Origin of the sequence: Aequoribacter fuscus (assembly GCF_009910365.1) — a bacterium.
Taxonomy (GTDB): Bacteria; Pseudomonadota; Gammaproteobacteria; order Pseudomonadales; family Halieaceae; genus Aequoribacter; species Aequoribacter fuscus.
This window is the reverse complement of the sequence record NZ_CP036423.1, coordinates 2510880-2532133: the sequence shown is the minus strand read 5'-3', so window position 1 is coordinate 2532133 and position 21254 is coordinate 2510880. Positions and strand designations below refer to the sequence as shown.

The window sequence follows — 21254 nt, the reverse complement described above, 5'->3', positions numbered from 1 at the left end:
ATGAGTACACTGACCAGACGTAACTTACTTAAGCGATCGCTCGTGACGGCTCTAGGCAGTAGCACGCTGGGGGCGCTCAGCGCCCAATTTAATTTGGCCCAAGCTCAGGTGTTGGGGGGCGGCGATTATCGCGCCTTGGTGTGCGTATTTTTGTACGGTGGTAACGACGCTTTTAACATGGTGATTCCCGAGTCACTGGCCGAATACAATACCTATGCCGATACGCGTCGATCACTGGCGATTCCGCGTGATCAACTGCTTAAACTAAATCCAACGAATTGGCAGCCGGCTGATTATGCCCTGCACCCCGAAATGTCCGATCTTCGGGCCTTATTTGACCAGCAGAAGTTGGCGGTTGTGGGCAATGTCGGTACGTTAATTCAGCCCACCACGCAGCAAGACTACGTTAACAAGCGGGTGCAGCTCCCCCCGCAACTGTTTTCGCACAACGATCAACAAAACTACGTCATGAGTCTGCAGGCCACCAAGCCGCAACAAGGCTGGGCCAGTCGCATGGCGGATTTGATGATGGATGCCAACACGAATCCACAGCTGTCGATGAACATCTCCTTGAGCGGTGCCAATTCGCTCCAGGCCGGTGGTCTCATGGCGCCTTACGCGATTGGCAGTGGGGGCGTGCTAGACTACTGGTCTTTGCAGCCAGGCAACCCCGAGACCTGGTCGGTGCGCCGCAACCGGGCTTACGATGCGCTCTTGGCCAAAACTTACTCGCACGATTTTGCGCGCGAGTTTGCCAAGGTGCAGCGGCGCTCTTTAGATTTAGGCGTTGAACTGCGCGCGGCGCTCGAACAAACGCCAGCGCCGAGCACCGAATTTAACGCCCAAAGTCGGCTGGCAGGCATGCTGAAAATGGTGGCGCACATGATTGCCGCACGCGAGTCTTTAGGCATGCGCCGTCAAATCTTCTTCGTGGGCATTGGCGACTACGACACCCACGGCGACCAGGCCAATCGCCACCCCTTGCTGATGCGTGAACTTAATCATGCGCTGACCTCGTTTTATAACGCCACGCTGGAGTTGGGCGTGTCTGATCAAGTCACGACCTTTACCGCCAGCGACTTTGGCCGAACGCTCACCAGTAATGGTGATGGCACAGACCACGGTTGGGGTAGCCATCAACTGGTGCTAGGGGGTTCTGTCGCTGGGGGCCAAATTGTCGGTACCATGCCGGAGCTTGCGATTGGCAGCGTCGATGATATTGGCGAAGGACGCATTATTCCCACGACCTCGGTCGATCAGTACTCGGCCACGCTGGCGCGCTGGTATGGGCTAGATGCCGCAGGCATAGCGCAGACTTTTCCTAACTTGGTTAACTTTAATGCGGCCGATTTGGGGTTTATGGGGTAGTGGGGTTCGAATGCATCCCTGCGTTGCTTGAGGCGTGCGAAATTGCACAACCTGAGTGAGGTTTCTTGTTCTGCAACGTTTTAGCGTTATAATGTTTAAACGCTAATCCTGTCAGAGAGTGTGACTATCTATGAGTGATTTGTCGAAACGTTCAACGGTGTATTTCGACCCCGATATTCACCACGCCCTTCGGGTGAGGGCGGTTAATACGCAGCAGTCGGTCTCCGAATTTGTGAATGAAGCTGTTCGCAGAGCCTTGCGAGAAGATCAGGACGACTTGAGTGCCTTTGAGGAGCGGGTGGCAGAGCCAGTCATTAGCTACGAAGCACTGTTAAACGACCTGAAATCTCATGGCAAGTTATGAATTACAGTTCAAAAAGTCCGTTGCCAAAGATCTGCGTAAAATCCCCAATAGCGATGTAAAAAAGATACTGCAGCGAGTACAGTCTTTGGTCTTAAACCCTCGAGGCCCAGGCTGTGTGAAGCTATCGGGCCAAGAGCGATACCGGATACGCCAAGGCGTATACCGGATTGTTTACGAAATCAAAGACGACGAAATCATCGTGGTGGTGGTTAAAGTCGCGCATCGTTCTCGGGTCTACAGCTCGGACTGACTGTGCTATAGGATTGTTTTGATACACTTTTGGTGATGTGTTGCGCTTGCGCTAACCTTGATCGTACTCTGGATACGACGCACGGGTGCAGTACTCATGGCATCAATAGAAACGACGTTACTGCTGGCGCCGGATTCGGCAAGCGCTCTGTGAAACGCTTGCTTCGCTTTTTTACCGCAGCTGCCACAGTCGGTGCAAAGGCTTAAATTTTTTGAGAGCGTTTTAAAGCACGATACGCCGGCGCCCACGGCATCGCGAATGTCGGATTCTTTAACAGCATTACAAATACAAATGTACACGGCCTGCTCCTTCTCAATTCGCTAATGATAATTATCATTAGCAAGGAGCGGCTGCGCTTTTACACCTGAGACTGCAGGTAGTTTTCAATGCCCACTGATTCGATCAGAGACAGCTGGGTTTCGTACCAGTCGATCGATTCTTCGCAGGCCTCAAGCAGCTCTTCTAATAGTTCGCGCGTTACGTAATCTTGTGCCGACTCCGCAAGGGCTATGGCCTCAACCATGGCCGTACGCTGGGTAGAGACCTCAAAATCAAGATCCGCGGCAAGACACTCTTGTGGGTGCTCGCCTATGCTTAGCGACCCCAGACTTTGCAGGTTGGGTAGGCCCTCTAAAAATAGAATGCGCTCGATAATTTCGTCCGCTTCTTTCATCACGCGAATAGACTGTTTATAAATCGCGCTGTTGAGTCCTGAGAATCCCCAGTTCTTGAACATCCGCGCGTGCAAAAAATACTGATTGATTGCCGTCAGTTCGTTCTTCAGAACTTTGTTCAGCGCTTTCAGAATGTCTTTGTTACCTTGCATTGCCTGCCCTCTACCTGGTTATGCCTGCCAAGAACAGCATCTATTGGTGCTCATGAGCATCGGATAAAAAATCTGATAACTAGTACCAAACGATAAATTTTGATTGTTGAGCGCTGCGGTTTATGCAACATTGCGCGCCAATTCCAGTGCGTTGTTCCCTGCAGCGCCAAGGCTTATTTCTTATATATGTTGGCTTGCCGCAAGCCAGGAGACAACATGGCATCTGCTGATGCTGTTATTGACTTTCGCCCTGCATCGATTGGCGATATCGATGCGTTGTTGCAACTTGAAACTATCTGTTTTCAGCACGATAGATTATCGCGTCGCAGTTTTCGTCACCATATACGCTCATCCAAGCGCGATTTGACAGTTGCGTTGCGCCAAGGGCAGTTACTGGGCTACGGCTTGGTCTTGTATCACCAGGGTACGCGCTTGGCGCGGATGTATTCGCTCGCGGTGAGTCCCGAGGCGCGTGGTTTAGGCGTGGGCAGAGGGTTGATGCGAACATTAGAGCAAAACGCCAGACGGGCTGGGCGTCATTACATGCGTCTTGAAGTCGCTACCAACAACACCAACGCGATTGCCTTGTACGAGTCAGAGGGCTACCGACCCTTTGGTGAATACTTAGATTACTACGAAGATCACAGCAACGCCCTCCGTATGCACAAGCGCATTCGCCGTGCCCCCGTAGAGGGCCACTATCAAGAAGTACCTTGGTACCCACAAAGTACCGAATTTACGTGTGGCCCCGCGTCCTTGCTGATGGGAATGGCGAGCCTAAATCCCAACAGTGAATGTTCGCTGACTCACGAGTTGGATTTGTGGCGCGAGGCGACGACTATCTTTATGACTTCGGGTCACGGTGGTTGCCACCCTCTGGGTTTGGGTCTGGCCGCGGTTAAGCGAGGCTTTAAAGCCCAAGTGCACTTAAGCACCAACGAGCCTCTGTTTTTAGATGGTGTGCGCTCCGATCACAAAAAAGCCATTTTGCGGCAAGTCCACCAGCAGTTTGTGGCCGAGGCCGATGCTGTGGGCGTGCAGGTGGTCTACGACGCCATTGCGTTGCCCGAAATTGAGCAGGCGGTTGCTGAAGGTGCTGCGGTGCTGGTTTTGGTCAGTACCTTCCGACTGGATGGAAAAAAAGCACCCCATTGGGTGGTATTAACCGGCATTGATGACGACTGCTTATTTGTACACGACCCGGATATTGATGAGGACGAGCAAATAGCAGCGGACTGCCAGCACATTCCTATCGCCAAAGACGATTTCGACAAAATGGCTGTATTTGGCGTCCAGAGACTGCGTGCAGCGGTCGTGCTGCGCACCCAGGACCACCAAGAGCCCTAACTTTAGCTTTAATATAGAGAGACAAACCAACATGACAAAACGCGGCATTACCGTCACGGTGCTGGGACAAGACCTAGACACAAAACAAATAAATGAGCTTGTGGTTGAGCAGATGGGCGCGGTGCGCTATCGCGATGCCTACGGTATTAAAACGCTAAGCGGCGAAAGTTGGTTGTTCGACTACGGTATTTTAGTGTCCTGGGGTACGCCTGAAGACGAGCGCCAACAGTTGCTGGCTCAGCTCGAAGAGATTATTTCCGATGGCGCGGTGTCGATTCCAATGGAGCAGTACGCTTGGGCTGTGGATGAAGCTCAAGGGTTTGCCGTGGCGCACGATGTGCTCACCTTGCCAAGCGATGACACGCACGTAAAATTGGCCTTAAGTCATGCTTTCGCACAGTCGGCTAAAGTCATGTACTTTGAAGATATTGCATTAAAGGTGATTGATAGCACCGCTAAGATCCCGCACCAGCTAGCCGCCACGGGTAAAATTCCCTTGTCGCGTGTGGAAGTATCAAAAACCAGAGGGCATTTGTTAACCACCATTAATGATATCAATCTACATTTCGGTCTCTTGGATACGCCGGAGTTTTTTTGGGATTATCCCGAACTTGAGTCTTTGTACTTACGTTTGTCAAAGTACTTAGATTTGCAGCAGCGTATCGAGATTTTGGGCAAAAAACTGGCGACTCTGCAAAATATGCTCGACATGTTGGCTGAAGAGCAGCATCACAAACACGCTGCGTTTTTGGAGTGGATTATTATTATCTTAATCGCGGTCGATATTGCGATTTACTTCTTTTAAACCCGATACCAATGGCGCTTTAGATATGCCCCTCAGGTCTTGATGGCCTGAGGGGCGTTGGTTTATTTCGCGTTGGCGAGGTCTTTGTTGCGCTGTTCGGCATCCGCCCAATCTTTGGGTAGATACTTAGAGACCAACAAGAAACTGATAATCGACGGAATAAAGAATGCACTGGTTACCGACATGGCGTAACGAATAGCTTCAAGGTCGGGTTCGCTACCCTTGAAGACATCGATCAGCCATCCGGCAAAGGTGGGGCCGCCGCCTAAGGCAATCATATTCAATATAAAGAAGAACAAGGCGGTCGACATGGCGCGCATGTTGATAGGGGCGAGCGTTTGCGCAATGGCAAAACAGGGTCCAAGGTAGGCGCCCAAAAATAGCAGCAGGGCGGTTGTCGCGGCTAAGTGTAGCCAGACCGTGGGGACCCAAAAACTGCCAATAGCGAGCGGCAGGCTAATGCCGATAGTGATGGCGGGTAGCCAGCCGTAGGCGCGAATGTTTTTATTGCCCCACGCGTCGGTTATGCGAGCGCCAATGAAAGCGCCACCGGCATAGGTCGTGCCATTGATAATACCCAGCGCGATCACCAGCGTTTTAAAGTCGAAGCTTGGGTCCAGCATAACAACGTATTTGGTTTGAAAGGCTGAGAAGGCGTAAGAGACAAACGACCCAAAGGCAATACCAAAAGCCATGTACCACCACGCAGGGATTTTAAGCAGCTGTTTTAAGGAGTCTTTAAAGGGCGGTTGTTTAATGGAGGCGTGGTCGTCAAACTCCATGGCTCCGCGCTTAGGCTCTTTCAGCACAAGTTTTACGATGCCCGCCAGGACCACACCGGTGATGCCCAAAATGATAAAAATGCGACGCCAATCAACCTCGCCCTCGCCCATCAATGAAGCGGTTGCAAAGTACGCTGCCATGATGCCAATGGGTATGCCCATCGAATAAACGCCCAGGGCGCCGGCACGCTCTTCTTTGGCGTACATATCAGAAATTATCGAGTGTGAGCTGGGGCTGCCACCGGCTTCACCAATACCCACACCCATGCGCGCAAGACCAATTTGCAAAAAGTTGTTGGCCAGACCCGTCAGTGCGGTAAAGGCGCTCCAGGTGGCAAGTGCAATGGCGAGAATGTTGACGCGGCTGTAGCGATCCGCCAGCCACGCAATCGGTATCGCAACAATGGTGTAAAACGTGGCAAAGGCTAAGCCTATAAGCATACCTAGCTGGGTGTTGGTTAGATCCAAATCCGCCTGAATAAAGGGTGCAAGAATGCCAACGATTTGGCGGTCGATGAAGTTAAAGCCGTAAATCACGGTCAATAGAAGTAGTGCAAAGGTACGATAATTTTTGTTGGGTGCTTGGCTCATGACATGCCTTATTAAGTGTTATTTTTAGGAGTCCTAAACCTACGTTAAGCATAGCTGTGGAGCAAGACTTTTTGGACGTTTTTGTGTGGTCGGCTCACTCAACAGTTTACCGAGTCCTGCTTAACAAAACCGAGTGTGGTAATAGATTGGAGGCATCGACACGCCCGCGCTAGGGTACGAGGGCATTGTGGGAAAATAGAGTCCCAGAGCGAGTTCTGTTCAGGCCGGGACCGCGTGGCGAATGACCTCGCTATAGCCTTTAAAAATAAGCGTCTTTTTGTAGGCACCTCGCGTTACCATGAGCTCGTGAAAGGCCTTTAAATTGTAGGCCGGTACACCCGCGGCAATGTGGTGCTCTAAGTGGTAATTGACCTGATTGGGCCCAATCCAAAGGCGCGTGAGCCAACTGGTGTAGGTTGTGCGCGTGTTGTCGCGTGGGTCTTTGCTGAAGTGGTCGGGCACACTGGCGTGCTCGGCGACTTGGCGCAGGCGCACCGCGAGCATATGAAAGGTCATCATGCCGCCTAACCAGACTAAGTAAAGCCAAGCGTCTAGCGTTACCTGCAGTACCCCAACAATGATGATTTGCGATAGCCACAGTTTGGCAAAGGGCGTGGCGGCTTGACGCTTGGCGGCGTCGGTGCTCAGCAAGCCCTTGAGCCCCATCAGTTTGTAGGCCATCAGTTTAAGTCCGGTTTGGCCCGTTAAGTCGCGAAAGACTTTGCGTCGAAAGCTACTTTTGCTGACTGGGTAGGCTTGGTAGTTACCGAGGTCCGGGTCATCGTGTGTGCCCGCCATCTGGTGATGCTTGCGGTGTTGAATGGCGTAGCTCTCGAGATCGTCGTAAGCTGGACCGGCGGCTAACCACTGTCCGGCAAATTTGTTCAGCCAGGTTTGCCTGAAGAAAATGTTGTGGCCGCATTCGTGCATGATGACGCCCAGGCCGTGAATGCGCCCGGCCAACAAGAAGGCACCCAAAACGATCGTGGCAGGGTTGGGGTAGCGGTAGACCACCATAAAGGTCGCGATGATCATGGCCCAGTTTACGGTAAGCATCCACAGCGCCTTGATATTGCTGCGTTGCTGTAATGCCATAAATTCCTGGGTGCTGATGTAGTCGGTGATCTTCATGGTGGCTCCTTATTCTTATTCGATTATAGGGGGATTTAGGCGGGCGACAACAGGTGCTTTATTGCCTTTGGTGTCGCAAGGTTGTTTCTATCGTGCGATCAATGGCGCCAGATCACTCGATTCATCTTTCCATACGGGTGTGAATCGACCCGACAATAAATCCTTTTGGCCGCAAACCCATTGTTCTGGGCTGGTGCCCATGTCCTACTGGGGAGCTAATGTAGGTGTGGTGATAATAATGAAAATAATAAAACGTCAGGTAGATTTGGCTCGTTGGATTTGCGCAAGCACTGTGCTGGCGGTGGGTGTGACAGGTTGCGGCGGCAATGCGTCGCAGGACCCGATGGTAGCTCCTACTATTCGTCATGCGCGAACGGTCAGCGAAGCGTCCACAGTATCGCTCAACCCGCAACCCGCAGGCGAGCTAAAAACCCAGACATCACAAGATTTTGGACTTGCCAAAGAGGCCTCACCTGTCGCGTCAAAAACGGTTCAGTTCGGCGCGCAGGCACTGACCGATGTCGTATCGGGCTCTGTGTATCACTGGGCCAGGTGCCCTTTCGCGATTAAGAACGATCTGCTCTGGAACAAGTGACTGATGTGCGCAGACATATCCCTATGAGTATTCTACCGCTACTCGGCCATCACTCTATGTCGCTTCGCCAGTCTTCGACTTTAGCCCCCGCAACACAGCCACATTCCGCTCAGGTATTCCTGCCACATTAGGGTGTGCCGCAATCGCCTCGCTTAAGCTCTGCTCGCGCAGCAAATGCAGCATGGGGTAGGGCGATCGATTGGTTCTGTTCGCGGGGTCATCCGTTTCCACACCCTCAAAACAGTATTTGGGGTGAAAGCTGGCAATTTGGAAAATGCCCATGAGTCCCAGTGGCTCGATGATGGATTCCGCGACCTCAACAAAATCCCAATACACGTCAAAGTCGTCCAATGCATTGGGTATGATCAGCAGGGTTGTTTCGATTTCTGGTGACGTCTGCAAACGCTCGAGTTCGTCGATTAAACGCTCAGCTATCTGCGTTGGTTCGGCGCTGGCTTCCAGGGCATAGTGGATACGATCTTCTCGAAAGGGCTTAGCGGCAAAGGGGCATAAGTTGAGCCCAATAACAAACTGCTCAAGCCACGTTTTGGTGGCTTGAATCTCATTAACTTCGGTGTTCATAAACTATTAGGCGTCTTGAAACAGATGCCCAAGCTTACCTGCTTTGGTCGACAGGTACTTTTCGTTGTGCGGATTCTTGCCAGTATGAATTGGCTGACGTTCGGCGATTGTGACCCCCATGCCTTCGAGAGCGGCAAGTTTTCTGGGGTTGTTGGTCATAAGAATGACGGACTTGATGTTCAGATGCTCGAACATGGGCTGCAGCAAGCTGTAGTCGCGCATGTCGGCGCCAAAACCCAAGCGCTCGTTAGCTTCTACGGTATCGGCACCTTCGTCTTGCAGTGCGTAGGCGCGGATTTTGTTGATCAAGCCGATACCTCGGCCTTCTTGGCGCAGATAAAACAAGGCGCCGCGCCCTTTGTTGGCGATCTCGGTCAGGGCGGCATTCAGCTGGCTGCCACAATCGCATCTAAGACTGAACAGCGCATCGCCCGTGAGGCATTCAGAGTGCACGCGCGCAAGAACAGGCTCACCGTCACCCACATCACCCATCGTCAATACCACGTGTTCCTTACCCGTATCGGGGTCGTCGAAACCGTGCATTATGAACTCGCCAAGTGGTGTGGGTAGGCGAGACTGAGCGATGAATTTAACGGGCACTGCGTTCACTTCCAAAAAAGAGCGCGAAGTGTAGCAGGTTGAGCCCGCCAAGGCGACATTATGTCGTCCTTATGACCAGTTGGCGGCCAGCAAAAGCGCTGTGGCGCTCATGGCTCCCGCGACAACGTCATCGAGCATAATACCCCAGCCACCCTTAACTTGTTTGTCGAGCCAGTTTATGGGCCATGGCTTGGCGATGTCGATCAACCGGAACACCAAAAAGCCCGCTATCCACCAGAGTGGTTCGGCTGGAAGCAGCCACACAGTGATGAATACGCCCGCGAATTCGTCAATGACGATGCTGCCATTGTCGTGTTCACCCATTGCGCTAGAAGCGATGGTACAAGCATGTGTGCCAATGACGAGTGTGGCCAAAATAACTAAACCCGATAACCACAAGGGTAAATACGTTATTCCAATGGCGAGGGGCATTGCCGCAAGTGTACCCGCGGTGCCAGGAGCCCAGCGCGATAGTCCCGAGCCAAAGCCCAAGGCAATAAAGTGCCAGGGGTTTTCTAGGGTGAATTGTAAGGTGGGTTTAAAGCTCATACGGTAACCGCGGCAATTCGATGCCGAGATTGTACGTTGATTTGGAAGGGAGGGTATAGCCAAAAAAAAGCCGCACGCGATGCATGCGGCCATTTTGTTTTACTGAGTAGAAAGACTTTATTGATAAACAGGGAACTCGCGGCAAAGCGCAAGTACTTTGCTTTTAACGTCGTTGATCACTTGCTCGGAGTTGCCCGCATCGAGTGAGTCGAGTACGTCACACATCCAATGCGTGAGGTTGGTGACCTCGCCTTCTTTAAAACCGCGGGTAGTAATTGCAGGTGTGCCGACACGCAAGCCCGATGTCACGAAGGGTGAGCGCGGGTCGTTGGGCACTGCGTTCTTGTTCACGGTAATGTTAGCCGCACCCAAGGCTGCGTCTGCATCGGTGCCGGTGTAGTCTTTGCCGATTAGATCAACCAGCATCAAGTGATTGTCGGTGCCGCCCGAAACGATTTTGAAACCACGTGAGATAAACGTTGCCGCCATCGTGCGCGCGTTGGCGACGACTTGCTTTTGGTAATCCACAAACTCGGGGCTTTGAGCCTCTAAAAAGCTTACGGCTTTAGCAGCGATCACGTGCATTAATGGGCCACCCTGACCGCCGGGAAATACCGCAGAGTTGAACTTTTTGTGTAACTCCTCGTTTTCCCGCGCAAGGATAATGCCGCCACGAGGTCCGCGTAGGGTTTTGTGCGTGGTCGAGGTCACAACATCTGCGAAAGGTACGGGATTGGGGTATACGCCTGCCGCCACAAGACCCGCGATGTGGGCCATGTCGACCAGTAAGTAAGCGCCAACTTTATCGGCGATTTCACGAAAACGTGCCCAATCCATAACGCGAGAGTAAGCCGAGAACCCCGCAATAATCATTTTGGGTTTGTGTTCCAAGGCTAAGGCTTCGACTTGGTCGTAATCAACTTCGCCAGTCTCGGCATTCAAGCCGTACTGAATGGCGTTGTAGTTTTTACCCGAGAAGTTAGGTTTTGCGCCGTGGGTCAAGTGACCGCCGTCCGCCAGGCTCATACCCAAGATAGTGTCGCCTGGCTGAACCAAGGCTAAAAATACCGCTGAGTTCGCCTGTGAGCCAGAGTGAGGCTGAACGTTAGCGTAGGCTGCACCAAACAGAGCCTTGGCGCGCTCTATGGCTAGGTCTTCCGCTTTATCCACAAACTCACAACCGCCGTAGTAACGCTTACCCGAGTAGCCTTCTGCGTACTTGTTGGTCAGTTTGGTGCCCTGCGCCTGCATAACGCGGGGGCTGGCATAGTTTTCTGATGCAATAAGCTCAATGTGATCTTCTTGGCGCTGCTCTTCTTCTTGAATAGCAACCCATAAATCGGGATCAAAATCAGCGATGTTCATCGTGGATTCAAACATGATGGCTTCCTGTTTCGGGGGCGCGACGGCCTGCTTAAAGAAGGCGCGATTTTACCTCAAAGCCTTTGCGAAGATAACCGCTTTTTTGCACTCATTTCGTGCATGTTTCACACTTGTTCTACTCGTCTTGCCATGTCAAATACGATTCGCCAGGTACAACCACGGCTCGGCCTTTCAGCGCGGTACGGCCGAGCAGCATTCTAAAGCGCATACGCTCGCGGTTGGTGAGTGTGAGTTCTGCACTAAAGGTCTGGTTACCCAGCGTGATGTCGGTGTCTATCACAAAGCGTTCCTCGGCATGTCCACCGGAGTCTTTGACTGTGCGCTGATCTTTGACTGGGGCGGTGCAATGAACCTCGGTCGAGGGGTCGTTTTGAATCGGGTGCACGCCAAAACGCACCCAAGGTTCGCCATTGCGTTCAAACGGCTCGATGTAAAAAGTGTGCAAGGCACTGGTGCGTGCGCCGGTATCGACCTTCGCTTTAATGTGTTCAATGCCCAGTTCGGGCAATGCTAGCCATTCGCGCCAGCCTACTTGAATTGCCTTGGGCATGTTATTGCTCGGTTTCCAAAACTGAGAGTATCGCGACTTGACGTGAGTTAGGCAACGTTTGATTTTTGCTGGTTGCTGGTTGCTGGTTGCTGGTTGCTGGTTGCTGGTTGCTGGTTGCTGGTTGCTGGTTGCTGGTTGCTGGTTGCTGGTTGCTGGTCGCTGGTTGCTGGTTGCTGGTCGTTAGTATAGAGCTAGCGCACAGACTCGTGATTTGTTTTGCGAACACTCAGTGCGCTGCTTCGACCGAGCGCGGTTGGCGAGGCTGTCGGCGAAAATGTTTGAGCACGAGCCGTTAGGCGAGTGCGAGTTTTTGAGCCGTCGCCATTAGCGAGAGGGCGCGCGCAAAAGGAATCAAGAGTCGTTGCGCGAAAAGTATCTTTCAAGAATAAACGTTTAACGATCCAACTTAACGTCTCAGCCAATTTCCTGCGGACCGCTGCGAGGTCGTCCTTCGCTCGCTGCGCACACAAGGTCCCGTCGCGTGACGCTCCGCGCGAAACAGGCTGCAGCCGCTTGGCTAAGTATCCGTCTAGACACTATTGATGAAAAATTGTACTCGCAAGCGTCATTCATTTGCATTACATTTGGTTGGTATCACAAGCGAGGTGAGACTATGGCTGCCAATGCACTTATCCAAACTCGAATAGACGCTGCGGTTAAAGAACAAGCAACCACCGTGCTCGAGAGCATGGGTCTAACGGTTTCGGATGCCGTCCGAATTTTGTTAACTCGAGTGGCCAAGGAGGGCGCGCTTCCCGCGGGACTGACAGCCCCTCCTGAAGCTTATGACGCGTGGTTTAAGGCAAAGGTCATTGAAGCGCTGAATGATACTAGTCAAACCTACAGTCATGAGGAAGTCAGTCAGCATTTCAGCAAAAAGCGCGAGGCGTTGACAGAAAAATCTCGCGAGATTTGAGGTGCGAATTGAATGGTCACGGTTTGCGTTAGAGGACCGAGACCTGATTTTTGATTATGTCGCCAACGAGTCACCCCAAGCCGCAATAGCTATTGATCTCGAGATCGAGCAACAGATCAGTTTGCTGGCGACGTTTCCTGATTCAGGTCGTATTGGCCGAGTTCCTGAAACTCGAGAACTCATAATCAACAAAACGTCTTACATCGCCGTGTACAAGTCGACGGAACATACGGTTGTTGTGCTTCGCATTCTCCACAGTGCGCAGATTTGGCCGGATGATGTTTAGGTCGCGAGCAGAATAAATGATGAGGTGGACGTGGATGAGTATCTAAACAGTCCTTACGTTCTAGGCATCTATCTCTCAGCCTTCGCCATGCGCCCTAGTCCAGAGATTTAGCGCAAAATTCACGCGTTTGGGCCGCTAGGTGAAAACTAGGTCCTATGCGACAATGCCGAGCATCGGTTGACGCAAGCAACCCCACCCGACCTGTGTTCGGGTATACCCAATAGAGAGAAACATGAAGATCGCAATTCTGTCCCGCAACCCCCGTTTGTACAGCACTCGCCGCATAGTCGAGGCGGCCCAAGCGCGCCATCATGAAGTGCGCGTTATCGACCACATGAAGTGCTATATGGATATCACGAGCTCCAATCCAGCCATTTGGTACGAGGGCGAAAAGCTCGAGGGTTACGACGCTGTCATACCTCGCATTGGTGCCTCAGTGACGACTTATGGTGCCGCTGTCATTCGCCAGTTCGAAATGATGGGCGTTTATTGCTTGACGGGGTCAATTCCCTTGGGCCGTTCTCGCTCGAAGTTGCGCGCCCTGCAGCTCCTATCGCGCAAAGGAATTGGGATGCCGAAAACGGGTTTTGCGCATGACGTGCACAACACGCGTGAATTGATCAAGCTGGTGGGTGGTGCGCCTTTGGTGGTTAAGTTATTAGAGGGCACGCAAGGTCGAGGCGTCGTGTTGGCCGAGACCATAAAAGCCGCCGAGTCGGTGATCGATGCTTTTTGTGAGCTTAAAGCCGATTTTCTGGTGCAGGAGTTTATCAAAGAAGCCGGTGGTTCTGACGTGCGCTGTTTTGTGATTGGACGTAAAGTCGTGGCCGCCATGGAGCGTACAGCGCAAAGCGGTGAGTTTCGTTCCAACCTGCATCGCGGCGGTTCGGCTGAGGTCACGAAGCTAACGCCTACCGAGCGACGCACCGCGATTAAAGCGGCGCAAGCGATGAGCTTACACGTAGCAGGGGTGGATATTCTTCGCAGTGCGCGCGGGCCCTTGGTGATGGAGGTCAATTCATCGCCCGGCTTGCGCGGTATCGAGGAATCGACTGGTATTAATGTTGCGAATAAGATTATCCGGTTTGTCGAAGAGCACGCCAAGCCTTTAACTCTGCGTGGACATGCTAAGGGTTAGAGACATCGCGTTCGATATACAATAGCAGCGTTCTGGATAGGTCGCGTGCTAGCAGATGTCAGTATCGCGCCCCAACTCGCCGCAGAGCGCGAAGGGTTAAAAGAAGGTTTTACCTTGTCTTTACAGCACGCTGTGCTTTTTAGAAGGAGAGTGATGGCAGGGCCAATGGTGATCGGTGGAGTCGAGATACTCCCAAATACGCGTCAGATCGTGAACATCCCGGTCGCCCCGGTTTACACGCAAGACAGCTTGAGTTTGAACATTAACGTGGTGCGGGGCAAGCGTCCTGGTCCGACCCTGTTTGTGTGTGCTGCTATTCATGGCGATGAGATTAACGGGGTAGAGATTATCCGGCGACTGTTAATGAGCCGCATGCTGGATAAACTGCGCGGTACCTTAATTGCCATTCCTATCGTCAATGTTTACGGATTCGTGAATCAAACCCGGGAACTGCCCGACGGACGTGATTTAAATCGTAGCTTTCCGGGATCTGCGAGCGGGTCCTTAGCGGCGCGTATTGCCGAAACCTTTATGAGCGAGATCGTTGCGCACTGCACTCACGGTATCGATTTGCACACTGGCGCCCGCCATCGTAGTAACTTTCCACAAATTCGTGCGAATCTGCTTGACTCCGAAACGCTGGCTATGACCAATGCTTTTGGTGCGCCCATTGCTATTAACGCCCGAATTCGAGATGGCTCGTTACGCCAAGCGGCTGCCGAAAAAGGTGTGCCAGTATTGCTGTATGAGTCCTGTGAGGCCCTGCGTTTTGACGAAATTTACATTCGTGCCGGTGTTAAAGGTATTTTGAATGTCATGCGCCACATTGGCATGCTGCGCAAAAGTCGCGGTAAAACCAAACCACCTATGATCAGTGAGAAAACCGCTTGGGTTCGCGCCCCGGATAGCGGTGTGCTGCGGGTATTGGTCTCGCTGGGTGAGTTGGTCGAAGAAGGCCAAGTGATTGGTATTATTGCCGATCCTCTGGGTACACAAGAAGTCGCAGTGGTCGCGGACCAAACGGGTATTGTGATTGGTAGGACCAATTTGCCGCTCGCGTACGAAGGCGATGCGTTGTTTCACATTGCTCAAGTCAGTTCAGAAAACGACTGGAAGCTAGAGGCGTTTACAGAGATTTATGCGCCCGAGTCAGAGAGTCCGTTGGAGGTGGCCCAAGAGCCAGCAATTGCTCTTTAAGCATCGAGTCCGAGTTTAACGAATAAGTATCTATTAGGCTAACGCATACCCCAGAGCACGTGTGAAACTTGCGGATGGTATGCGATAATTCTGCAACGACTTTTGAGGCAAGACTCCCGCAACGGTGTCACTGAGGCAGTCTACCTCGGCCTTGTGTAAGGTTATTTTTGTTAACGAATGGTATCAGGTTGTTTCTATGGCGCAGTACGTATACACAATGAACCGCGTGGGCAAGATTGTTCCGCCCAAACGCAAAATTCTTGAAGATATTTCCTTGTCGTTTTTCCCAGGCGCCAAAATTGGTGTGTTAGGTTTAAACGGCTCTGGAAAATCGACCTTGCTCAAAATCATGGCGGGTTTAGATACCGACATCTTAGGCGAAGCTCGCCCTCAGCCCGGTATTAAAATTGGGTACCTGCCGCAGGAGCCGCAGCTTGACCCGAACAAGACGGTGCGCGGCAATGTCGAAGAGGGCGTACAGGACGCCATCGATGCCCTAGCCGAGCTTGATAAAGTCTATGCAGCCTATGCTGAGCCCGATGCTGACTTCGACGCGCTGGCGAAAAAGCAGGCGCAGTTAGAGGACATTATTCAGGCGACCGACGCCCATAACATTGACCACACCTTAGAGGTCGCGGCCGATGCGCTGCGCTTGCCCGCTTGGGATGCAGATGTTACGACGCTGTCGGGTGGTGAGCGCCGTCGTGTAGCCTTGTGTCGTTTGTTGTTGTCCAAGCCCGATATGTTGTTGTTAGACGAGCCCACCAACCATTTGGATGCTGAAAGTGTGGCCTGGCTCGAGCGCTTCCTACACGATTTCCCCGGAACAGTTGTAGCGATTACTCACGATCGTTATTTCTTGGATAACGCCGCCGGTTGGATCTTAGAGCTCGACCGCGGTCGCGGCATTCCTTACGAGGGCAACTATTCGGATTGGCTTGAAGCCAAAGAAAAGCGCCTCGAGCAAGAGAAGCGTCAAGAAGCCTCGCACCAAAAAGCCATCAAGGCGGAATTGGAGTGGGTACGCAGCAACGCTAAGGGGCGCCAAAGCAAGAGCAAGGCGCGTTTGGCGCGCTTTGATGAATTGCAGTCACAAGAGTTTCAGACGCGCAACGAAACCAACGAGATCTATATTCCACCCGGTCCCCGCTTGGGTGATAAGGTGATCGAAGTGCGCAATCTGCGCAAAACCTTTGGTGACCGGCTGTTATTTGATGATGTGTCCTTTGTGGTACCTAAAGGCAGTATTGTCGGTATTATCGGTGCCAACGGTATGGGTAAGTCGACGTTATTCAAGATGCTGGTAGGTCTTGAGCAGCCTGATGGTGGCGAAATTGAAGTGGGTGAAACCGTTCAGATTGCCTACGTCGATCAGTCGCGTGATGACCTCGAGGGCAACAAAACCGTCTGGGAAGAAATCTCCGACGGTTTAGACGTGATGCGCATTGGCACCTACGAGACTAATTCACGCTCTTATGTCGGTCGCTTTAACTTTAAAGGCAGCGACCAGCAAAAGTTCGTGAAAGATCTGTCGGGTGGCGAGCGCAACCGTTTGCACTTGGCCAAGCTGCTTAAGCAGGGCGCGAACGTGTTGTTACTCGACGAGCCGACCAACGACTTGGACGTCGAAACTTTGCGCGCATTAGAGGAAGCCGTGCTGGCTTTCCCCGGTAGTGCAATGGTGATTTCGCACGATCGCTGGTTCTTAGACCGAGTGGCAACCCACATCTTGGCTTACGAAGACGATGGTGGAGTGGTATTCCATGAGGGTAACTACACCGATTACGAAGAAGACCGCCAAAAGCGTTTGGGTGCTCAGGCACAGGCGCCACAGCGTGTGAAATACCGTAAATTAAAGGATTAAACCTACCCAAGCTGGGTGAGTTTGCGGTAGATGCCGTAATTTAGCATTGCGGTCATGGCTTAGCTGTTGCAATATTAAATGAAACAGATTGTCGGAGCTAAACATGACCGAGCATGAATCAGATCGTCGCCGCTATACGCGTGTCCCGATTGAACTGCCCGTGGAAATTCGGCAAGGCGCGTCGGTGTGGCACCGTACCTTGGTGAACCTGTCTCTAACGGGGCTAGCGATAGATGAGCCGCCAAATTTTGATGCTCAGTACAACGAGCCGTTTACTATTTTGCTAGAGACTGAGCAAGGCAACCTCGAGTTGCACGCCTATCTTCAGCATGCCGGCCGTTCGCAACTCGGTTTCGCGGTCGAGCATCTCGATCCTGCAACGCTCGAGGCCGTGCGTGGTTTGATGGAGCCAAAAATCGATAACCCTGCGATATTGGATCAAGAGGCGCTTACTCTTTAATCTCGCCTTCTGCAATTGTCGCTTAGGCGTCTTCAAAGGTAGGCCTGTACGAGTTCGTATAAGCCAATCAGACGTTTACCCTGGATTTTTTTTCACGCATTGTAGCCCTCAAAAAAAGGAGAGCTACAATGCCACTTTCGCGCCGTTCATTTCTAAATTTAAGCGTTGCTGCTGCCTCGATGGCGGCAAGTGCCTCCAGTCTAAGCTGGGCTAGCCGCACCCCGATCAGTTTGAGTGATTATCGCTCGTTGGACGCCTTAGCGTTAGCAGAAGGCATTCGGCGGAAAGACTTTAGCGCAACGGAAGTGTTGGAAACGGCGATTGCCCGTGCCGAGGCGGTAAATCCCAGCATTAACGCCATTGTCGAGCCTCTATACGATTACGCGCGTAACCAAATTAAGAACGGTTTACCCGAGGGCCCTTTCGCGGGTGTGCCGTTTTTGTTGAAAGACTTGGGTTTAATGCTAGAGGGCACCAAAACCACCGAAGGCTCGCGCTTTTTTAAAGATCAGATTGCCGCCTATACCGATACCGTGGTGCAGCGCTATCTTAACGCTGGCTTTTTGATGATGGGGAAAAGTGCCAGTCCTGAGTTTGGCGGTACGGCCACAACCGAATCGATTTTATTTGGCGATACCCGCAACCCTTGGGATTTAACAAAGACGACGGGTGGTTCATCTGGCGGGTCTGCGGCCGCCGTGGCTGCGGGTATCCTGCCTTTGGCGAATGCGACCGATGGGGGTGGCTCGATTCGAATACCAGCGTCCTGTTGTGGGCTTTTCGGGATGAAGCCTAGCCGTGCCCGAACGCCTCATGGGCCCAAAGCCATTCACGCATGGATGAGCGTTACCCACTGTGTTTCTCGCTCCGTGCGCGATAGCGCGGCGTTGTTAGATGCAACCGCCGGCGCAGAAGCGGGTGCAGCAGGTGGCCCGCAAAGTCCCAAGCACTCGTTCGCTCGTTTTGTTGGCGAGATGCCCCAGAAACTGCGCATTGGTTTGGTCACGACACCGGTGTCGCAAACACCCGTGCATGCCGATTGCATAGCGGCGGTGATGCACACCGCCAAGCTTTGCGAGAATCTCGGTCACAGTGTTGAGCCCGTGGCCTTGGGTATTGACCCGCGCGAGTTTTATGGTTCGACTGCTCAAATTATGGCGGCAGGTACAGTGGCAAAAGTCAAAGCGCGAGAACATGTTCTTGAGCGTCAAGTGACTGAAGACGATCTAGAGCCCTTGATTTGGTTGCGTTATCAAGCGGCGCTGAACAACAAAGCCTCGGATTACCACGAGGCGGTGCAAACCATTCACCGAATAGGCCGCCATGTGAGTGGTCTACACGAACGGTTCGATGTCTTGCTGTCGCCGACGCTGGCAAATCCACCTTTGGATTTGGGTAAGCTTGCCCTGACACGTATGGACAAGGGGTACGAAATGGACGTCGTGAGTTACTCGGCTTTTACCATGTTGTTTAATGCGACCGGCGCGCCCGCAATGTCGGTACCTTTATATTGGACCGACGCAGGTCTGCCCATCGGCACCATGTTTGCCGCCGATTTCGGCAACGAGGGTTTATTGTATTCCCTCGCCGGTCAGCTCGAGCAGGCGCAGCCTTGGTTTAATAAAGTGCCAACGATTTAATTGACAACCTCGCGGTGCTTTAGCACTCTAACTAAACGGCGTTAAGCAAATAATAAGAGGTCAGTAATGTACGATTTAGTGGTTCGTGGTGGTACGGTGGTCGACGGTAATGGCGGTACTCCGCGGCAGGCCGATGTGGCGGTGCAGGGCGATAAGATCGTTGCCGTCGGGCAAGGACTCGATCGCGGGGTCCAAGAAATTGATGCGACCGGCAAAATAGTCACCCCGGGTTTTGTTGACATCCACACGCATTACGACGGCCAAGCGACTTGGGATCAAGAGATGGCGCCTTCATCGTGGCATGGTGTCACTACCGTTGTTATGGGTAACTGCGGAGTGGGCTTTGCACCTGCTGAACCTTCTCGGCACGAATGGCTTATCGGTTTAATGGAAGGCGTTGAAGATATTCCGGGGTCGGCTTTGGCTGAAGGCATGAGCTGGAACTGGGAGACCTTTCCGGAATACATGGACGCACTCGAGGCCTTGCCTCGCACCATTGACGTGGCCGCACAAGTACCACACGGCTCGGTACGTGCTTACGTGATGGGTGATCGCGGTGCCCGTAATGAGGACCCCACCGAAACTGATATCGCCCGTATGGCTGCCATTGTGGAAGATGGTTTAAAGGCCGGCGCATTGGGTTTCTCGACGTCGCGTACAGTGCTGCATAAATCCATTGAAAAAGAATTGGTGCCAGGTACCACGGCAACCAAAGAAGAGCTGCTCGCGATTGGCGCCGCCATGGGTCGCGTTGGGCACGGCGTGTTTGAGTTGTCGAGCGACTTGGTGCCCGAATGGGATGAGTTCGGCTGGATGGGTAAGTTGAGTCGAGAGTACGGCGTACCGGTGACCTATACCGCGTTACAGTCGCCGATCAAAGCCATGCCCTTCGACGACATGCTGAAAAATATGCGAGAGGAAAATGCCAAAGGCGCCAATATTTTAGCCCAGGTATCGATGCGTGCCACGGGTTTGATTTTAGGTTTTCAGGCGAGTCTGCACCCCTTTACTGCGAAGGCGAGCTGGATGGCGATTGCAGACAAACCCTGGGCAGAACAATGGGCAGCACTGAACGACCCCGAATTTCGCGCTCGTTTAATTGCCGAGCCCAATGAAATACTGGACCCAGATTTGCAGATTATTATCGAGATGATGTCGTCGGCCTTTAACATGCTGTACGCCATGGGGCCAGGTTTTAACTACGAGCCTACCGCCGACGAATCGATTGAGTCCTTGGCCAGCGCTGCGGGTGTGGCGCCAGCAGAATACGCGTATGATTTGCTGCTCAGCAACGAGGGGACAGGATTTATTTATTTTCCCTTACTTAACTGGGCCGATGGTAACTACAATTTCCTAGAGGACCCTTTGCATTCAGATGACTGCGTAAACTCCTTGTCTGATGGTGGTGCCCACTGCGGCACGATTTGCGATGCCGCAGCTTCCACCTACATGTTGCAGCACTGGGTGCGAGATCGTCAGGGTCGGCGATTATCGTTGGAGTATGCAGTGCAGCGTCAGTGCCGAGACACGGCGCGTCTTTATGGCCTGAATGATCGAGGTGTTATCGAGCCAGGCTATTTGGCGGATTTAAACATTATTGATCTGGATGCAATCAAGTTGGGTGAACCCTGGGTCGCCGCCGATTTGCCCGCCGGCGGCAAGCGTTTGTTGCAAAAAGCGGACGGCTACGTCGCTACCATTAAGTCGGGAGCGGTGACCTTCAGGGATGGCGTAATGCAAGGCCCAACGCCGGGTGGTTTGATCCGCGGACCTCAAGTTCTTGCGCACTCTGAGTTACATTCAGCCTCTGGCTAAGCGAGCGTTTCATTAGGTCGGCGCCGTACGCAACAGTGTACGGCGGCAGACCTTCTTATTTTTTTGGGATTGTCTTGATACTTACAGCACTCGATGTGGGTGTGCTGATTCGTTTTCGTAACGAAAATCTATCTTTCACCTCTTGACACTTCAACAATTGTTGAATTAATGTGGATGGCAGTTTCAACAAGTGTTGAAAGCGAACCATAAACATA

23 protein-coding genes are annotated in these 21254 nt (G+C 52.5%); 14 read left to right on the top strand and 9 right to left on the bottom strand.

All coding sequences use genetic code 11. The features are described from left to right. The 3 genes from EYZ66_RS11415 to EYZ66_RS11405 all read left to right on the top strand — a co-directional run bounded on the left by EYZ66_RS11415 (window position 1) and on the right by EYZ66_RS11405 (window position 1982). Window positions 1–1368: a DUF1501 domain-containing protein gene (locus tag EYZ66_RS11415; RefSeq protein WP_040817676.1), complete on the top strand. Its 1368-nt coding sequence runs from the start codon at window positions 1–3 to the stop codon at window positions 1366–1368. 130 nt (window positions 1369–1498) lie between these two features. After that, the gene (locus EYZ66_RS11410; RefSeq protein WP_009577039.1) at window positions 1499–1732 is read left to right on the top strand and encodes a hypothetical protein; all 234 of its coding nucleotides are present in this window, start codon (window positions 1499–1501) and stop codon (window positions 1730–1732) included. Continuing rightward, window positions 1719–1982 (top strand): type II toxin-antitoxin system RelE family toxin, encoded by a 264-nt coding sequence (locus EYZ66_RS11405; protein WP_009577040.1) that lies wholly within the window; start codon window positions 1719–1721, stop codon window positions 1980–1982. Before EYZ66_RS11410 ends, EYZ66_RS11405 begins: the two co-directional genes overlap by 14 nt. 5 nt (window positions 1983–1987) lie before the next feature. Here the strand turns inward: EYZ66_RS11405 and EYZ66_RS11400 are convergent, their stop codons facing one another. Together EYZ66_RS11400 and bfr are read right to left on the bottom strand one after the other, a co-directional pair. Beyond that, on the bottom strand, window positions 1988–2281 hold the full coding sequence (locus EYZ66_RS11400; RefSeq protein WP_009577041.1) for a (2Fe-2S)-binding protein: 294 nt from the start codon (window positions 2279–2281) through the stop codon (window positions 1988–1990). Window positions 2282–2340: 59 nt separating this feature from the next. Beyond that, window positions 2341–2808: a bacterioferritin gene (gene bfr, locus EYZ66_RS11395; RefSeq protein WP_009577042.1), complete on the bottom strand. Its 468-nt coding sequence runs from the start codon at window positions 2806–2808 to the stop codon at window positions 2341–2343. Between the two features lie 216 nt (window positions 2809–3024). On the opposite strand from bfr, the gene EYZ66_RS11390 reads away from it, so the two are divergent. Together EYZ66_RS11390 and EYZ66_RS11385 are read left to right on the top strand one after the other, a co-directional pair. Further along, window positions 3025–4155: a GNAT family N-acetyltransferase/peptidase C39 family protein gene (locus EYZ66_RS11390; RefSeq protein WP_009577043.1), complete on the top strand. Its 1131-nt coding sequence runs from the start codon at window positions 3025–3027 to the stop codon at window positions 4153–4155. A gap of 31 nt (window positions 4156–4186) precedes the next feature. Then, window positions 4187–4960 (top strand): RMD1 family protein, encoded by a 774-nt coding sequence (locus EYZ66_RS11385; RefSeq protein ID WP_009577044.1) that lies wholly within the window; start codon window positions 4187–4189, stop codon window positions 4958–4960. A gap of 62 nt (window positions 4961–5022) precedes the next feature. Here EYZ66_RS11385 and EYZ66_RS11380 read toward each other — a convergent pair whose 3' ends face one another. Then, on the bottom strand, window positions 5023–6333 hold the full coding sequence (locus EYZ66_RS11380) for a spinster family MFS transporter (protein ID WP_009577045.1): 1311 nt from the start codon (window positions 6331–6333) through the stop codon (window positions 5023–5025). Between the two features lie 219 nt (window positions 6334–6552). Next, window positions 6553–7464 carry a fatty acid desaturase family protein gene (locus tag EYZ66_RS11375; RefSeq protein ID WP_009577047.1) on the bottom strand — a complete coding sequence of 304 codons (912 nt, stop codon included), beginning with the start codon at window positions 7462–7464 and terminating at the stop codon, window positions 6553–6555. Between the two features lie 238 nt (window positions 7465–7702). On the opposite strand from EYZ66_RS11375, the gene EYZ66_RS11370 reads away from it, so the two are divergent. Next, complete coding sequence (locus EYZ66_RS11370) at window positions 7703–8059, top strand: hypothetical protein (protein ID WP_009577049.1); 357 nt, start codon at window positions 7703–7705, stop codon at window positions 8057–8059. A 54-nt stretch (window positions 8060–8113) separates the two neighbouring features. Here the strand turns inward: EYZ66_RS11370 and EYZ66_RS11365 are convergent, their stop codons facing one another. From EYZ66_RS11365 to EYZ66_RS11345, 5 genes are all read right to left on the bottom strand, one after another. Beyond that, the gene (locus EYZ66_RS11365) at window positions 8114–8641 is read right to left on the bottom strand and encodes a DUF1415 domain-containing protein (protein WP_009577050.1); all 528 of its coding nucleotides are present in this window, start codon (window positions 8639–8641) and stop codon (window positions 8114–8116) included. 6 nt (window positions 8642–8647) lie between these two features. Further along, a complete protein-coding gene (ribA, locus tag EYZ66_RS11360) occupies window positions 8648–9241 on the bottom strand; it encodes a GTP cyclohydrolase II (RefSeq protein ID WP_040817686.1) in 594 nt (197 codons plus the stop codon). A gap of 69 nt (window positions 9242–9310) precedes the next feature. Continuing rightward, window positions 9311–9790 carry a phosphatidylglycerophosphatase A family protein gene (locus EYZ66_RS11355; protein ID WP_009577052.1) on the bottom strand — a complete coding sequence of 160 codons (480 nt, stop codon included), beginning with the start codon at window positions 9788–9790 and terminating at the stop codon, window positions 9311–9313. 117 nt (window positions 9791–9907) lie between these two features. Beyond that, the gene (glyA, locus tag EYZ66_RS11350; protein WP_009577054.1) at window positions 9908–11170 is read right to left on the bottom strand and encodes a serine hydroxymethyltransferase; all 1263 of its coding nucleotides are present in this window, start codon (window positions 11168–11170) and stop codon (window positions 9908–9910) included. Window positions 11171–11288: 118 nt separating this feature from the next. Next, a complete protein-coding gene (locus EYZ66_RS11345) occupies window positions 11289–11723 on the bottom strand; it encodes an ATP-dependent zinc protease family protein (protein ID WP_009577056.1) in 435 nt (144 codons plus the stop codon). Between the two features lie 481 nt (window positions 11724–12204). Here EYZ66_RS11345 and EYZ66_RS11340 point away from each other — a divergent pair, with 481 nt between their 5' ends. The 8 genes from EYZ66_RS11340 to EYZ66_RS11305 all read left to right on the top strand — a co-directional run bounded on the left by EYZ66_RS11340 (window position 12205) and on the right by EYZ66_RS11305 (window position 21039). Further along, window positions 12205–12639 (top strand): type II toxin-antitoxin system RelB/DinJ family antitoxin, encoded by a 435-nt coding sequence (locus EYZ66_RS11340; protein WP_280525408.1) that lies wholly within the window; start codon window positions 12205–12207, stop codon window positions 12637–12639. 1 nt (window position 12640) lies between these two features. After that, window positions 12641–12925 (top strand): type II toxin-antitoxin system RelE/ParE family toxin, encoded by a 285-nt coding sequence (locus EYZ66_RS11335; protein ID WP_009577277.1) that lies wholly within the window; start codon window positions 12641–12643, stop codon window positions 12923–12925. A 232-nt stretch (window positions 12926–13157) separates the two neighbouring features. Further along, entirely contained in the window at window positions 13158–14063 is a 906-nt protein-coding gene (rimK, locus tag EYZ66_RS11330) for a 30S ribosomal protein S6--L-glutamate ligase (protein WP_009577276.1), read from the top strand. Window positions 14064–14108: 45 nt separating this feature from the next. After that, window positions 14109–15260, top strand: coding sequence for a succinylglutamate desuccinylase/aspartoacylase family protein (locus EYZ66_RS11325; protein WP_009577275.1), 1152 nt, complete (start codon window positions 14109–14111; stop codon window positions 15258–15260). A 196-nt stretch (window positions 15261–15456) separates the two neighbouring features. Then, entirely contained in the window at window positions 15457–17124 is a 1668-nt protein-coding gene (ettA, locus tag EYZ66_RS11320) for an energy-dependent translational throttle protein EttA (protein ID WP_009577274.1), read from the top strand. A 103-nt stretch (window positions 17125–17227) separates the two neighbouring features. Next, on the top strand, window positions 17228–17584 hold the full coding sequence (locus tag EYZ66_RS11315; RefSeq protein WP_009577273.1) for a PilZ domain-containing protein: 357 nt from the start codon (window positions 17228–17230) through the stop codon (window positions 17582–17584). Window positions 17585–17712: 128 nt separating this feature from the next. After that, window positions 17713–19224, top strand: a complete 1512-nt coding sequence (locus EYZ66_RS11310) for an amidase (RefSeq protein ID WP_009577272.1) — start codon at window positions 17713–17715, stop codon at window positions 19222–19224. A gap of 66 nt (window positions 19225–19290) precedes the next feature. Next, on the top strand, window positions 19291–21039 hold the full coding sequence (locus tag EYZ66_RS11305) for an N-acyl-D-amino-acid deacylase family protein (RefSeq protein WP_160195675.1): 1749 nt from the start codon (window positions 19291–19293) through the stop codon (window positions 21037–21039). The last annotated feature ends 215 nt before the right edge of the window (window positions 21040–21254 follow it).

What these genes read in the sequence shown, in the direction of transcription:
- EYZ66_RS11415 (WP_040817676.1), top strand. Translation starts at nt 1, where the DNA reads ATGAGTACACTGACCAGACGTAACTTACTTAAGCGATCGCTCGTGACG.
- EYZ66_RS11410 (WP_009577039.1), top strand. Translation starts at nt 1,499, where the DNA reads ATGAGTGATTTGTCGAAACGTTCAACGGTGTATTTCGACCCCGATATT.
- EYZ66_RS11405 (WP_009577040.1), top strand. Translation starts at nt 1,719, where the DNA reads ATGGCAAGTTATGAATTACAGTTCAAAAAGTCCGTTGCCAAAGATCTG.
- bfr (WP_009577042.1), bottom strand. Translation starts at nt 2,808, where the DNA reads ATGCAAGGTAACAAAGACATTCTGAAAGCGCTGAACAAAGTTCTGAAG.
- EYZ66_RS11390 (WP_009577043.1), top strand. Translation starts at nt 3,025, where the DNA reads ATGGCATCTGCTGATGCTGTTATTGACTTTCGCCCTGCATCGATTGGC.
- EYZ66_RS11385 (WP_009577044.1), top strand. Translation starts at nt 4,187, where the DNA reads ATGACAAAACGCGGCATTACCGTCACGGTGCTGGGACAAGACCTAGAC.
- EYZ66_RS11380 (WP_009577045.1), bottom strand. Translation starts at nt 6,333, where the DNA reads ATGAGCCAAGCACCCAACAAAAATTATCGTACCTTTGCACTACTTCTA.
- EYZ66_RS11375 (WP_009577047.1), bottom strand. Translation starts at nt 7,464, where the DNA reads ATGAAGATCACCGACTACATCAGCACCCAGGAATTTATGGCATTACAG.
- EYZ66_RS11370 (WP_009577049.1), top strand. Translation starts at nt 7,703, where the DNA reads ATGAAAATAATAAAACGTCAGGTAGATTTGGCTCGTTGGATTTGCGCA.
- EYZ66_RS11365 (WP_009577050.1), bottom strand. Translation starts at nt 8,641, where the DNA reads ATGAACACCGAAGTTAATGAGATTCAAGCCACCAAAACGTGGCTTGAG.
- EYZ66_RS11355 (WP_009577052.1), bottom strand. Translation starts at nt 9,790, where the DNA reads ATGAGCTTTAAACCCACCTTACAATTCACCCTAGAAAACCCCTGGCAC.
- glyA (WP_009577054.1), bottom strand. Translation starts at nt 11,170, where the DNA reads ATGTTTGAATCCACGATGAACATCGCTGATTTTGATCCCGATTTATGG.
- EYZ66_RS11345 (WP_009577056.1), bottom strand. Translation starts at nt 11,723, where the DNA reads ATGCCCAAGGCAATTCAAGTAGGCTGGCGCGAATGGCTAGCATTGCCC.
- rimK (WP_009577276.1), top strand. Translation starts at nt 13,158, where the DNA reads ATGAAGATCGCAATTCTGTCCCGCAACCCCCGTTTGTACAGCACTCGC.
- ettA (WP_009577274.1), top strand. Translation starts at nt 15,457, where the DNA reads ATGGCGCAGTACGTATACACAATGAACCGCGTGGGCAAGATTGTTCCG.
- EYZ66_RS11315 (WP_009577273.1), top strand. Translation starts at nt 17,228, where the DNA reads ATGACCGAGCATGAATCAGATCGTCGCCGCTATACGCGTGTCCCGATT.
- EYZ66_RS11310 (WP_009577272.1), top strand. Translation starts at nt 17,713, where the DNA reads ATGCCACTTTCGCGCCGTTCATTTCTAAATTTAAGCGTTGCTGCTGCC.
- EYZ66_RS11305 (WP_160195675.1), top strand. Translation starts at nt 19,291, where the DNA reads ATGTACGATTTAGTGGTTCGTGGTGGTACGGTGGTCGACGGTAATGGC.